At 42.2% G+C, this 12,661-nt stretch carries 11 protein-coding genes; 9 read left to right on the top strand and 2 right to left on the bottom strand.

Annotated elements, in window-relative coordinates:
* Positions 1-164: 164 nt before the first annotated feature.
* The 5 genes from H6G96_RS06910 (at position 165) to H6G96_RS06890 (ending at position 4,091) form a co-directional block, all read left to right on the top strand.
* Positions 165-977 (top strand): phycobilisome linker polypeptide, encoded by an 813-nt coding sequence (locus tag H6G96_RS06910; protein ID WP_190910761.1) that lies wholly within the window; start codon positions 165-167, stop codon positions 975-977.
* Positions 978-1,116: 139 nt separating this feature from the next.
* Positions 1,117-1,986 carry a phycobilisome linker polypeptide gene (locus tag H6G96_RS06905; protein WP_190910760.1) on the top strand — a complete coding sequence of 290 codons (870 nt, stop codon included), beginning with the start codon at positions 1,117-1,119 and terminating at the stop codon, positions 1,984-1,986.
* 89 nt (positions 1,987-2,075) lie between these two features.
* On the top strand, positions 2,076-2,354 hold the full coding sequence (locus H6G96_RS06900; protein ID WP_190910759.1) for a phycobilisome linker polypeptide: 279 nt from the start codon (positions 2,076-2,078) through the stop codon (positions 2,352-2,354).
* On the top strand, positions 2,329-3,174 hold the full coding sequence (locus H6G96_RS06895; protein ID WP_190910758.1) for a HEAT repeat domain-containing protein: 846 nt from the start codon (positions 2,329-2,331) through the stop codon (positions 3,172-3,174). Before H6G96_RS06900 ends, H6G96_RS06895 begins: the two co-directional genes overlap by 26 nt.
* 170 nt (positions 3,175-3,344) lie before the next feature.
* Positions 3,345-4,091, top strand: a complete 747-nt coding sequence (locus tag H6G96_RS06890; protein ID WP_190910757.1) for a HEAT repeat domain-containing protein — start codon at positions 3,345-3,347, stop codon at positions 4,089-4,091.
* A gap of 139 nt (positions 4,092-4,230) precedes the next feature.
* Here H6G96_RS06890 and H6G96_RS06885 read toward each other — a convergent pair whose 3' ends face one another.
* Complete coding sequence (locus H6G96_RS06885; protein WP_190910756.1) at positions 4,231-4,890, bottom strand: hypothetical protein; 660 nt, start codon at positions 4,888-4,890, stop codon at positions 4,231-4,233.
* A 289-nt stretch (positions 4,891-5,179) separates the two neighbouring features.
* On the opposite strand from H6G96_RS06885, the gene pruA reads away from it, so the two are divergent.
* Together pruA and H6G96_RS06875 are read left to right on the top strand one after the other, a co-directional pair.
* A complete protein-coding gene (gene pruA / locus H6G96_RS06880; RefSeq protein ID WP_190910755.1) occupies positions 5,180-8,173 on the top strand; it encodes an L-glutamate gamma-semialdehyde dehydrogenase in 2,994 nt (997 codons plus the stop codon).
* Positions 8,174-8,231: 58 nt separating this feature from the next.
* Positions 8,232-8,669 (top strand): GNAT family N-acetyltransferase, encoded by a 438-nt coding sequence (locus tag H6G96_RS06875; RefSeq protein WP_190910754.1) that lies wholly within the window; start codon positions 8,232-8,234, stop codon positions 8,667-8,669.
* Between the two features lie 442 nt (positions 8,670-9,111).
* Here H6G96_RS06875 and dnaA read toward each other — a convergent pair whose 3' ends face one another.
* Positions 9,112-10,494 carry a chromosomal replication initiator protein DnaA gene (gene dnaA, locus H6G96_RS06870; RefSeq protein ID WP_190910753.1) on the bottom strand — a complete coding sequence of 461 codons (1,383 nt, stop codon included), beginning with the start codon at positions 10,492-10,494 and terminating at the stop codon, positions 9,112-9,114.
* A 350-nt stretch (positions 10,495-10,844) separates the two neighbouring features.
* On the opposite strand from dnaA, the gene H6G96_RS06865 reads away from it, so the two are divergent.
* Together H6G96_RS06865 and def are read left to right on the top strand one after the other, a co-directional pair.
* Positions 10,845-12,017 carry an HhoA/HhoB/HtrA family serine endopeptidase gene (locus H6G96_RS06865; protein ID WP_190910752.1) on the top strand — a complete coding sequence of 391 codons (1,173 nt, stop codon included), beginning with the start codon at positions 10,845-10,847 and terminating at the stop codon, positions 12,015-12,017.
* 103 nt (positions 12,018-12,120) lie between these two features.
* Complete coding sequence (gene def / locus H6G96_RS06860; RefSeq protein ID WP_190910751.1) at positions 12,121-12,651, top strand: peptide deformylase; 531 nt, start codon at positions 12,121-12,123, stop codon at positions 12,649-12,651.
* Positions 12,652-12,661 lie beyond the last annotated feature (10 nt).

Below are 12,661 nucleotides of genomic sequence, written 5' to 3'. Positions count from 1 at the left end.
AGTGTATTTAGCCCGGAAAGGAAAACAAGCTCTGTTGGCAAATGGCTAGGAGTTGGTTTACCTTTCTGGGCAGTTTTATTTTCAAACAAGTGTTAAAAAACTAGAAAAAAATTTTGTAAAAACTTTGTTTTCAGTTTTGCAGTGAAAACTGAGGAGGTTTAAAGATGGCAGCTTTGGTACAAGCAGCAAGGCTAGGAATTGGAGCCTTTGAAAACTCAGAACTGGCAGAACTACGTCCCGATAGAACAGAATCGGATGTGCAAGTAATCATCCGGACGGCTTACCGTCAGGTTTTGGGTAATGAGTACCTGATGGAATCCGAGCGTCTTGTCAGTGCTGAATCACTGTTGCAGCGAGGTATGATTTCTGTTCGGGATTTTGTGCTAGCCATTGCTCAATCCGAACTCTATCGAGAGAAATTTTTCCATTGCAACTCGCAAATTCGGTTTATCGAGTTGAATTATAAGCATTTATTGGGTCGCGCCCCAGAAGATGAGTCAGAGATTTCGTACCACGTTGAGCTTTACAACTCACAAGGTTACGAAGCTGAGATTAATTCATACATTGACTCGCCAGAATATCAAGAAAGCTTTGGTGAAAATATTGTACCATACTATCGTGGCTTTAATAGTCCAGTAGGGCAGAAAAACGTTGGCTATAGCCGACTGTTCCAGCTGTATCGGGGTTATGCCAATAGCGATCGCGCCCAAGGGCAAAAACAAGGACGTCTAACTTGGGAAATAGCTAAGAATCTGGCTTCACCCATCTACCCAGTCTCTACAGGAGCCTTAACAGGTCTCTCAAGAGGTGAGCGAGGAGAAACATACCGGATTAGGGTACTACAAGCAGCTTCTCCAAACTCAACTGTAGTGCGCCGGGGTACTGCGGAATTGCTCGTACCCTATGAGCAACTTTCTAGTAAATTGCAGCAGCTTAATCGTAAGGGCAGCAAGGTTATTAGCATCACATCTGTATAAATTAGGGAATAGGGAATTAAGTGAGGAGTTAAGAATAAGGATTGAGGAGTTATGAGTTTTCAATTCCTAACTCTACCCCAACTCTTAACTCTTAACTCCTAACTTTTCCCAACTACCAATTACATAAGGAAAATTACCAATGGCTATTACAACAGCAGCTTCGCGTCTGGGAACAGAAGCTTTTAGTGATAACGCTCCTCTAGAATTGCGCCCAAATGCAAGTCAAGAAGACATAGAAAAGATAATTGCTGCCACCTATCGTCAGTTGTTGGGCAACGATTACTTAATGAAATCTGAGCGTCTCACAAGTGCTGAATCTCTTCTGCGCGATGGGAAAATTACAGTACAAGAGTTTGTGCGTCAAGTAGCTAAATCAGAACTGTACAAATCCAAGTTTTTCTACAACAGTTTTCAAACTCGCGTCATTGAACTGAACTATAAACATTTGTTGGGTCGTGCTCCCTATGATGAATCAGAGGTGATTTATCACTTGGACTTATATCAAACCAAGGGATATGAAGCCGACATTGATTCTTATATTGATTCGCCAGAGTATCAAAGTAGCTTTGGTGAAAATATTGTGCCTTTCTATCGCGGTTTTAAAACTCAAACAGGTCAGAAAACTGTCGGATTTAGCCGGATATTCCAACTTTATCGCGGCTATGCCAGCAGCGATACCTCTCAGCTTAGAGGTAATTCCCCCCGTCTTGCCGGCGAACTAGGTCGCAATAGTGCATCTGTTGTTGTTCCTCCATCTGGTAGCGGTTCAGGCTTTTCCTACGTTGCTCCTGAAAAAGGCGTTACTCCTAACAGTACTTTTGGTGGTGCAGGAACTTTTGGCCAAGAAGGCAGACTTTACCGCGTTGAAGTAGCAGGCGTTTTTGGAGCCGGATATCCTAGTACACGCCGCGTCAATCAAGCTGTTATTTTACCATATGAAGGGCTATCTCCTTACTTCCAGAGAGTGCTAAAACAAGGTGGTAAAATTGCCAGTGTGAAGCCACTTTAATTTCATTAGTCATTAGTCATTGGTCATGAGTTATTAGTTTTTGACCAAAGACTAATGAAAACTACGATTTATAAATTAGGAACTGATTTATGCTGGGACAAATTAGTGGTAGAAATAGTAATCGCTCCTTCCGCTATGAAGTAGTTGGTATGCGCCAAAGCGAAGAAACAGAAAAAGTCGGCTATCCCATTCGTTCTAGTGCTAGTGTCTTTATCACAGTGCCTGAGAACCGGATGAATCAAGAAATGCAGCGGATCACTCGCTTGGGCGGCAAAATAGTCAGCATTCAGCCCTGGAACGGTGAGGCTCAAACAAATAGCGAACACGGCCATCAATCTTCTCATGAATCCCAGTCCGGAGAAAACTGAAGATTTATCACTGACAGGTAACAATGCCGAAGGTGGATCTTTAACGGTAGAGCAGGCTCTAGCTAATCTTGAAGGTGCAGATTTAGGTCTGCGATTTTATGCTGCTTGGTGGTTGGGTAGGTTTCGTATAAGTGAAGCAGCTGCGGTTACAGCACTGATCAAAGCCTTAGAGGATGAAGCCGATAAGACACCAGAAGGCGGATATCCTCTGCGACGAAACGCAGCTAGAGCCTTAGGAAAACTAGGCGATCGCCAAGCAGTATCACCTTTAATTGGGTGTTTAGACTGCTCAGATTTTTATGTACGGGAAGCGGCGGCACAATCCTTAGAGATGCTGGGCGATCCGGTTTGTATTCCCGCGCTAATCAAGCTATTAGCAGTAGGTTTGCAGGGAGAGCAGCTCATATCAAAGCAGCCTGATTTATCTCAACCCTACGAGGCTATCTTAGAAGCTTTGGGAAGCTTGCGGGCTACTGAGTATATCCCTTTAATAAAGCCATTCTTAGAGCATCCAATCGAATTGGTGCAATATGCTGCCGCACGAGCCATGTATCAATTAACCCAAGAACCAGTTTATGGAGAACGGTTGGTACAAGCTTTGGCGGGAGAGAAATTGCAATTGCGTCGAGCAGTGCTGGCAGATTTGGGAGCGATTGGGTATCTACCCGCAGCAGATGCGATCGCACAGACTCTAGCAGAAAATAGCCTCAAGCTAATTTCTCTTAAAGGATTACTAGAACATCAAGTCAATCACACAACACCAAGCACTTTCTCAGAAGATACAATTAAAGTTATGAACTTGATGGACTCGCTATTGTAGTCATAAGTTCTAGATCATTAGTTGTCATTAATACTTTACAAAAGAATGTTTGCTACACATAAACCCCCAAGCTAACTGTAAAATCAAAGCTTGGGGGTTTATGTATGATGTCAACTACGGATAACTTAAGCTACAATTGGCTGACAACTAATTACTGATGAAAAATTATTATGAATAACAGCGATCTTGCCCAAATATTGATCCGTGCTGTAGAAGAAGCAGATTCCTCGGAGCGCTTATTAGACGCAGTTCAAGAGTTAGCAGCAGCTGGTATAGAGGAAGCTATTCCCACTTTAATTGCAGCTTTGGGTTACAACAATCCAGGGGCGGCAGTGGCGGCGGTAGATGGGCTGATTGCGATCGGGGAAGCTTCAGTGCAGCCACTGTTGGAACTAATTGATAACTACAACTATGGTGCTAGAGCATGGGCAGTTCGTGCGTTAGCAGGAATTGGAGATGTACGGGCGCTGGATACCCTCTTAGAAGCGGCAAAAAGCGATTTTTCCTTGAGCGTGCGACGGGCAGCTGCCAGAGGATTAGGCACTTTGCGCTGGTATCAAGTACCGCCTGAGAAACTAGAATCTATCCAGACTCAGGTACTAGAGGCTTTACTACTGATTTCTCAAGATCCAGAGTGGGTAGTGCGCTATGCGGCAGTGACGAGTTTAGAAACACTAGCGATGTCTGGCGACAACCCGCAAAGCGGCAACGCCATATCAGTCACTTTACCTGAGCAAGCGTCGCGGATTACAAATCAGCTTCAGCAAATGCTCGATACAGATGTTGATCTTGGAGTTCGCACCCGTGTTAAGTTTGCACAGCAAAAAATTCAGCCGCAACAACATCAACAAACGTTTGCACCTAAAAGAAAAGTAGTAGATCCTGAACTGCCTTACCGTGGTGGTAGTAGACGGTAAGCAAGTGAAAGAAGCAGGAGGCATATTTTCTTTCAATTTAATAATGGTACAAATACGCTGGTAAGGGCATGACATTGCTATGCCCTTACCAGAAATATGTATCAAGCTTTTCGTGAATTGGGATGAGCCTTCAGCAAGACTACCATGTGTCTTTCTTTGATAAAGACTGAATTTCTCCCTGGATATTGCCACGGGCAGATGGTTCGGCGAACTCTGACATTAAAGGCGTAAAGTAGATACGCGATCGCTGTAAAAATCGTTCTAAAACTTGCTGACGACCTGTGATATAATCTGCCTCTGCGACCGAGCCATATTCCTGGCGAATAGCATGGGTGTATTCATAATACTGAACTGAGTTAGTAGCCAAAATCGCTAAATCTGCATCAAGTAGAACTTGGCTATCATAGTCATCCGCCGTAGCTTGGTGGTCTTTAGTATTCAGAATGAGACGGGTGATAGTAGTTATGGTAGTTTCTGGAATACCCAAATTACTCAGCAATTCAAAAGCATAGTTTGCGCTTCTTTTTTCATTATCTTGAGCTTCAGTGTCATACACTACATCGTGAAACCAGGCAGCTAGTTGAACAGCAGCTAGGTTGTTCGTGTAGCCTTGCAAAATCTGAATTGTGCTGAGGACTTGATCAATATGTTTTAGTGTATGGTAATAGCGACCAGGGGTAGAATAAGCTGCAACCAAGCAACTAAAGGTTTTCTCAGCCGCTACCTGGTCAACACCAAAGGGTTGGAGTGTGTGTTGCCAGTTAGAAAATAAAATATGCGTAAGGTTTTCTGTAGACATAAATGTAATATCCACACTTTTAATAAGACTGAGTTAATCTCTTGTGTTGCAACATTTGTCAACTAAGTTAGAAATAGATCAACAAAAGGATAACACTTGTCAGTGGTTGAATTGGGCATTGAAAAGAGGCAGCGGGGCAGGGTGCGGGGGGCAGAGGGAAAACTCTTCTCCCTTGCTCCCTTATTTCTTTGCTATTCCTAAATATGGTGACAGCTAAATGAAAGCGTCAAAATAGAAGACACAGGCTTTCGACAAAAAGCCTTATTTTGATTAACGGAGTTTATTATCAGTGGTATTACAAGTACAAACAAGCACCTACGAAGCTAAAACCCAAGAAATTGCTAAACAACTTCTAGCAGCAACCCAGGAAAATCGTTCGTTTTTTTCTTCCCTACGGGATCAAATGCGCTGGGATGATAAATTACTAGCTTGGGCGATGAGTAATCCTGGATTACGGGTGCAATTATTTCGCTTTATAGATACCCTACCTGCTTTACACAGTAAATCAGAAATTGCCTCACATTTACAAGAATATTTAGGAGATGAAAGTGTAGAGTTACCGGCAGCTTTGAAGGGAATGCTAAACTTTGCTAACCCCGACTCGATGCCCGGACAAGTTGCTGCTACAACTGTTGGTACAGCCGTTGAGACTCTTGCTCATAAATATATTTCTGGGGAAAATATTAAACAAGTCATCAAAACAGTTGAACGACTGCGAAAAGAAAAAATGGCTTTCACCATCGACTTACTTGGTGAAGCAGTAATTACCGAAGCCGAAGCGCAGTCTTATCTAGAACGCTATCTAGAATTAATGCAACAATTGGTGGAAGCATCAAAGAATTGGTCAGCTATCCCAGCTATTGATGAGGCTGATGGCGAAGCAATACCAAAAGTTCAGGTTTCTGTTAAGTTAACAGCATTTTATTCTCAATTTGACCCTTTAGATGCTAAAGGTAGCGAGGAGCGAGTTAGCGATCGCATTCGTATTCTTTTACGTCGTGCTAAAGAATTAGGTGCAGCTGTGCATTTTGATATGGAGCAGTATGCCTACAAGGATATAACTCTCAGCATCCTGAAAAAACTGTTACTAGAAGAAGAGTTTCGGCAACGTACAGATATTGGCATAACAGTTCAGGCATATCTGCGTGATAGTGAGCAAGATACCAAAGACCTAATTTCTTGGTTGAAAGAACGTGGTTATCCCCTGACAATCCGCTTGGTGAAAGGCGCATATTGGGATCAGGAAACTATCAAAGCAGCACAAAAGCATTGGCCACAGCCAGTTTACAACGATAAAGCGGCAACTGATGCTAACTTTGAAACCATCACTCAGTTATTGCTAGAAAATCACCAATATGTATATTCTGCCATTGGTAGCCATAATGTGCGATCGCACTCTCGCGCCATTGCCATAGCTGAAAGTTTAAATATCCCTCGCCGTCGCTTTGAATTGCAAGTCCTTTACGGGATGGGTGATAAAGTTGCAAAAGCGTTGGTTGATAAAGGCTATCGAGTCAGAGTTTACTGTCCCTACGGTGAATTATTACCTGGAATGGCGTATTTAATTCGCCGATTGTTAGAAAATACAGCTAATAGTTCTTTTTTACGTCAAAATCTCGAAAATCGACCAATTGAAGAATTATTAGCGCCGCCGATTGTCAAAGAGGAGAAAAACTCTTTAACTCCTAACTCCTCACTCCTAACTCCTCACTCTCATTTCTCTGGTGCTGCTGATACCGATTACGCTGAGGAAGAGGTGAGAACGAAAGCGGCGCAAGCTTTCCAAAGTGTTCGTCAACAGTTGGGTAAAACTTATTTACCGTTGATTAACGGGGAGTATGTTAATCCGCCAGAATTTGTTGATTCTCTTAATCCTTCTAATTTCAGTGAGGTAGTTGGTAAAGTTGGGTTGATTAGCGTTGAACAAGCGGAGCAGGCAATGCAAGCTGCTAAAGCTGCCTTTCCTGGATGGAGGAAAACACCAGCTAAACAACGCGCTGATATTTTGCGGAAAGCTGGTGATTTGATGGAACTCCGCCGCGCTGAACTTTCAGCTTGGATAGTTTTAGAAGTCGGGAAACCAGTTAAGGAAGCTGATGGAGAGGTTTCGGAAGCGATAGACTTTTGTCGCTACTACGCTGATGAGATAGAACGGTTAGATAAGGGTGTGAATTACGACATACCTGGCGAAACTAACCATTATATCTACCAACCACGAGGAATTGCTGTGGTAATTTCTCCCTGGAATTTCCCGCTAGCGATCGCTTGTGGAATGACTGTTGCAGCTTTGGTTTCAGGCAATTGTACTCTCCTCAAACCTGCTGAAACATCTTCTGTGCTTGCAGCTAAACTCACAGAAATCTTGGTAGATGCTGGTTTTCCTAAAGGTGTATTTCAATACGTACCTGGCAAGGGTTCGCAAGTCGGCGCTTATTTGGTAAATCATCCAGATACTCATGTAATTGCTTTTACGGGTTCTCAAGAAGTCGGCTGTAGAATTTACGCAGAAGCGGCAATCTTAAAACCCGGACAAAAGCATATGAAACGGGTGATTGCTGAAATGGGTGGCAAGAATGCCATTATTGTCGATGAAAGTGCTGATTTAGACCAAGCCGTTGTGGGGGTTGTACAGTCGGCATTTGGTTACAGTGGACAAAAATGTTCTGCTGCTTCCAGGGTGATTGTGCTGCAACCGATTTATGATGCCTTTGTGCAACGATTGGTAGAAGCGACAAAATCCTTGAACATTGGGGAAGCAGAGTTACCAAGTACACAAGTTGGGCCGGTGATTGATGCTAATGCCCGTGATCGCATCCGCGAGTATATTGAGAAGGGTAAGGCAGAAGCACAATTAACTTTAGAGTTACCATCACCCGAACAAGGATATTTTATCGGGCCTGTCATTTTTAGTGAAGTATCGCCAAATGCGGTAATTTCACAAGAAGAAATTTTTGGCCCTGTACTGGCGGTAATTCGGGTGAAAGATTTTCAGGAAGCGTTAGCAGTCGCCAATGGTACAAACTACGCCTTAACTGGAGGACTTTATTCTAGAACACCTTCGCATATTCAGCAGGCGCAGACAGAATTTGAAGTCGGAAATTTATACATTAATCGCAATATTACAGGAGCGATCGTAGGACGACAACCCTTTGGTGGATTCAAACTTTCTGGAGTCGGTTCTAAAGCCGGAGGCCCTGATTACCTCCTGCAATTCCTCGAACCACGCGCAGTAACAGAAAATATTCAACGTCAAGGTTTTGCACCAATTGAAGGTGCAGATTAAAACTTGTAGGGTGGGCATTGCCCACCTTTTCTTATATACTAAATACAGAAAAAGTTTGATGAGTAATTTAGTCATAAAAATTGCTGATTTACCAGAAGAATTTCCAGCGATCATAGCAATTAGAAAATCCGTTTTTCAGGAAGAACAAGGGGTAGATCCCGCTTTAGAGTTTGATGGCAAAGATGAAACATCTCAGCATTTGATTGCTTATTTAGATGATAAAGCTGTGGGTACTACCAGGATTAGATATTTAGATGATAAAACTGCCAAAATAGAAAGACTTGCTGTTTTGTCTACAATTAGGGGGCAGGGTATTGGTAAGAAAATAATGGAAAATGCGTTACAAGTTATAGCTAGTCAAAATATTCGAGAAGTTGTAATTCACGCCCAAACATCTGTCAAAGTTTTATATCAAAAATTAGACTTTGTAGAAGAAGGAGAAATATTTGAAGAAGCTGGGATTACTCATGTGATAATGAAAAAATTTTTAATTTAATATGATTTTTCATTGCTATATCTATTAGTTTATCACCTGCCCTCTGCTCGCGATCGGAGGGAACAAGGGTTTAACAGGTTATTTTAGGGATTTCCAAATAAAAAAATATCCTAAAACTGACTCAAAAATCTTCTCTATTTCTCCTGTCTCTGTGTTCTCTGCGTCTCTGTGGTTCGTTCATTTGGATAATTTATGTAATTCTACATCTGTGGAAAACTTGTGGAAAAACTCACATACTTTTCCACAAGGTAATTATACTTAATTAAGCTTTACTAGCAAAATATCAAGAATTTTACAGATTTATCCACAAAAAGTAAGATATTTTCCACAATTTAAGTCAAATTTAATCAATTTTTATCCGTTACTTAATATTATCGGCTAATTATTCAGCCGCCAAGGCTAATTTTTAGGGTGTTAGTTGTGGAAAACTTCAAATACATTCTCAGGATGGTTTTTGAGAACGGCTAGTCATGTTGATGCGATCGCTTAGTTGGCGTAGTGTTTGTGCTAAAGTGCGATCGCTCTCCTGAAGTTGGGTAATTTTGTCGCAACTATAGATTACCGTTGTATGGTCTTTACCACCAAACTCCTCTCCAATTCTCGGCAAACTCAAAGCCGTGTGTTGGCGCATGAGATACATTCCAATTTGACGCGCCCAGCTGATCTCTCTTCGTCTTGAGTTGCTTTTGAGGTCGTCTATTGAAACATCAAAATTATCTGCTACAACCTTTAAAATTCCTTCTGGGGTAGCTGTCATTTTTTCATTAGGCGGTTCTAAAACTGGTGTGATATTTTCCACCGTCATCGGTAAGCCCCAAATAGAAATATAAGCCACCGCCCGAATTAAAGCTCCTTCTAACTCTCTAATATTAGAAGTATAGTTAGAAGCAATATACTCAATCACGTCGCGGGGAAGACGAATATTTTCATACTCGGCTTTTTTCTGCAAAATCGCCATTCTAGTTTCTAAATCCGGTTTTTGGATATCTGCGATTAACCCCATAGAAAACCGAGAACAAAGGCGCTCTTGCAAGCTAGGAATCTGATTAGGAGGACGATCAGAAGCAATCACAACTTGTTTACCAGCTTCATGTAAAGTATTAAAAGTATAAAAAAACTCTTCTTGGGTATATTCCTTTCCTTCAAGAAACTGAATATCATCAACTAATAAAACATCAGCAGCTCGATAATGCTCTCGAAAATTTTGCATACTATCCTTACGAATCGCTGTGATTAAATCATTAGTAAACTGTTCAGTAGAAACATAAAATATTTTACAATCAGGGCAGATTTTCCAGCGATAATGACCAATAGCTTGCATGAGATGAGTTTTACCCAAACCTACGCCACCGCATAAAAATAAAGGGTTAAACTCTTTACCCGGGGATTCTGCAACTGCCAAAGAAGCAGCGTGAGCCATCCGATTATTAGCACCAACTACAAATCGGGAAAAGAGATATTTAGAGTTTAATTCAGTAGTTTTCTGATTATTATTAGAAATAGGTTCAGAAATACCGTTAGGATTTGTTGATTCCCAAGAAATCTCTCGTTCACTAAAATGAGAAACTTCATCACCTTGAGCAACAGTAATATAAATTCCTACGGGATGACCCAGAATATCTTGTACTACATGAGCAATGGTATTGATGTAATACTTCTGTAACCAATTACGAGCAAATGGGTTAGGAGTACGGATTACCAAGCAATTATTTTCTAATCGCTCCGCACTAGCAGTTTTGATCCAAGTTTCAAAGGTGGGTCGGGATAGCTCAAGCTGTAGGCGCTCTAGTACCTGACTCCACAGAGTTTCTATGGGAATTTCCATTATCCACCACCTTTGCTGCTAATCGTCACAATAGAAGAGAAAGCATCAATTTAGCATCCAGACACGCTAGACCTAGAATAAGCTTTTAAGTTGTAATCATTTTGGGACATACCCGGTAGGCAAGATCCTAACATCCACTGACTGACACGGAGAAGGAACGACACATGAAGATAATAAACGATGATTCAGCGCCCAAAAAGATTGAAAAAGAGTCAAGGGAGCTCTTAGCAGGGAGCGAGGGGGATGGGGTCATTTCTCCAAGGGAAGTACCCCCTCTCCCCCAATCCCCACTCCGTGGGGACTCCGAGTCCCCTTGCCTCTTCGGAAGAGTTTTACGCCATAGGTTGTTGATGCTCTCATATGGGTTAGCAGTGTTGTTCCTGGGGAGCTGCTCTCTTCTACCTGCTAAGACTTTTGAGAATCGGCAAAGCGATATTCCAGTCCAAAAGACAACAGAACCTAATCCGGTAATTGTCCCGCCGCCGATTTTTTCTTCGTCTGGAGATCCTAATTTTGTGGTAAAAGTAGTACAAAATGTGGGGCCTGCGGTAGTTCAGATTGATTCTTCCCGAACAATCACTTCTCGCGTACCAAACGAATTTAACGATCCATTTTTCCGGCGGTTTTTTGGAGACGGTGTGCCACAGCCTAGACAACGGGTAGAGCGGGGTAGCGGTTCTGGATTTATCATTAGTTCTTCAGGTCAAATCTTGACCAATTCCCATGTAGTAGATGGCGCTGATAGAGTAACCGTCACACTCAAAGATGGCCGAACTTTTGACGGGAAAGTAATGGGTGAAGATCCGGTTACAGATGTGGCTGTGATCGAAATTGATGCTAATAATCTGCCAACTATAGCTGTGGGTAATTCCGATGCTTTGCAACCAGGAGAAGCAGTAATCGCCATTGGTAACCCGTTAGGTTTGAATAATACTGTTACTTCTGGGATTATTAGTGCTACAGGTCGTTCTGGTAGCGACATCGGTGCTAGCGACAAGCGAGTTGATTACATCCAAACGGATGCAGCAATTAACCCTGGAAACTCTGGTGGCCCATTGCTAAATATTCGCGGCCAGGTAATTGCGATGAACACAGCAATTATTCGAGGCGCTCAAGGTTTGGGATTTGCTATCCCCATTAATACGGTACAAAGAATTTCCCAGCAACTAATTGCTACAGGCAAGGTGGATCATCCTTATTTGGGTATTCAGATGGTGACACTGACACCAGATATTAAAGAAAAAATAACAACTAGAGCAGGCGATCGCTTAAATCTTACAGCTGATGAGGGCGTTTTGCTGGTTGAGATTGTGCCGCGATCGCCTGCTTCTGTAGCTGGACTACGAGTGGGTGATGTGATTAAAAGCATTAATAATCAGCCTGTGACTAAAATTGAAGAAGTACAAAGGCTAGTAGAAAAGAGCAAAATCGGCACTAAGTTACCAATAGAAGTGGAACGCAATGGGCAAATTGTTCAAGTAGGAGTCCAACCTGCTCCTTTGCCTATGACACGGGAAGGGTGATGTTAGCCATTGGTCATTGGTGAAGGCATATCCAATTCCCTATTCCCTTTCCCTATTCCCTATTCCCTATTTCCCACTCCCCATCACCTAAAAGAGTTTTTTCATGACTGAATTAACACCAATAATTCAATTAGGCAATCCAACATTACGCCAAAAAGCTGTTTGGGTTGACAATGTTCAAGATGAGCAGATCCAAAAGTTAATTGAAGACTTAATCGCCACTGTTGCCAAAGCTAACGGCGTGGGTATTGCTGCGCCTCAAGTAGCACAATCCTATCGTTTATTTATTGTGGCTTCTCGTCCTAATGCCAGGTATCCCAACGCCCCGGAAATGGAACCTACTGCTATGATTAATCCCAAAATTATTGCTCATTCAACTGAAGTTGTCAAAGATTGGGAAGGTTGTTTAAGTGTTCCAGGAATTAGGGGGCTAGTTCCTCGATATAAATCTATTGAAGTTGAATACACAGACTCTCAAGGCAACCTACAAAAACAAGAATTGACCGATTTTATCGCTCGGATTTTTCAACACGAGTACGATCATCTTGACGGTATCGTATTTGTAGATCGTCTAGAAAACACTCTCGATATGATTACTGAGCAGGAATATCAACAACGAGTAGTTAACAAATAAATGCGAGTGA

The organism is Nostoc sp. FACHB-892 (genome assembly GCF_014698795.1).
In the GTDB taxonomy this organism is placed as follows: domain Bacteria; phylum Cyanobacteriota; class Cyanobacteriia; order Cyanobacteriales; family Nostocaceae; genus Nostoc.
The sequence above is the reverse complement of the archived record's forward strand: the minus strand, read 5'-3'. Positions and strand labels throughout refer to the sequence as shown.

Excerpts from the sequence above, each read along its gene's own strand:
- H6G96_RS06890 (WP_190910757.1), top strand. The coding sequence starts at position 3,345 with ATGAATAACAGCGATCTTGCCCAAATATTGATCCGTGCTGTAGAAGAA.
- H6G96_RS06910 (WP_190910761.1), top strand. The coding sequence starts at position 165 with ATGGCAGCTTTGGTACAAGCAGCAAGGCTAGGAATTGGAGCCTTTGAA.
- H6G96_RS06905 (WP_190910760.1), top strand. The coding sequence starts at position 1,117 with ATGGCTATTACAACAGCAGCTTCGCGTCTGGGAACAGAAGCTTTTAGT.
- H6G96_RS06865 (WP_190910752.1), top strand. The coding sequence starts at position 10,845 with ATGCTCTCATATGGGTTAGCAGTGTTGTTCCTGGGGAGCTGCTCTCTT.
- H6G96_RS06895 (WP_190910758.1), top strand. The coding sequence starts at position 2,329 with ATGAATCCCAGTCCGGAGAAAACTGAAGATTTATCACTGACAGGTAAC.
- H6G96_RS06875 (WP_190910754.1), top strand. The coding sequence starts at position 8,232 with ATGAGTAATTTAGTCATAAAAATTGCTGATTTACCAGAAGAATTTCCA.
- def (WP_190910751.1), top strand. The coding sequence starts at position 12,121 with ATGACTGAATTAACACCAATAATTCAATTAGGCAATCCAACATTACGC.
- H6G96_RS06900 (WP_190910759.1), top strand. The coding sequence starts at position 2,076 with ATGCTGGGACAAATTAGTGGTAGAAATAGTAATCGCTCCTTCCGCTAT.
- H6G96_RS06885 (WP_190910756.1), bottom strand. The coding sequence starts at position 4,890 with ATGTCTACAGAAAACCTTACGCATATTTTATTTTCTAACTGGCAACAC.
- dnaA (WP_190910753.1), bottom strand. The coding sequence starts at position 10,494 with ATGGAAATTCCCATAGAAACTCTGTGGAGTCAGGTACTAGAGCGCCTA.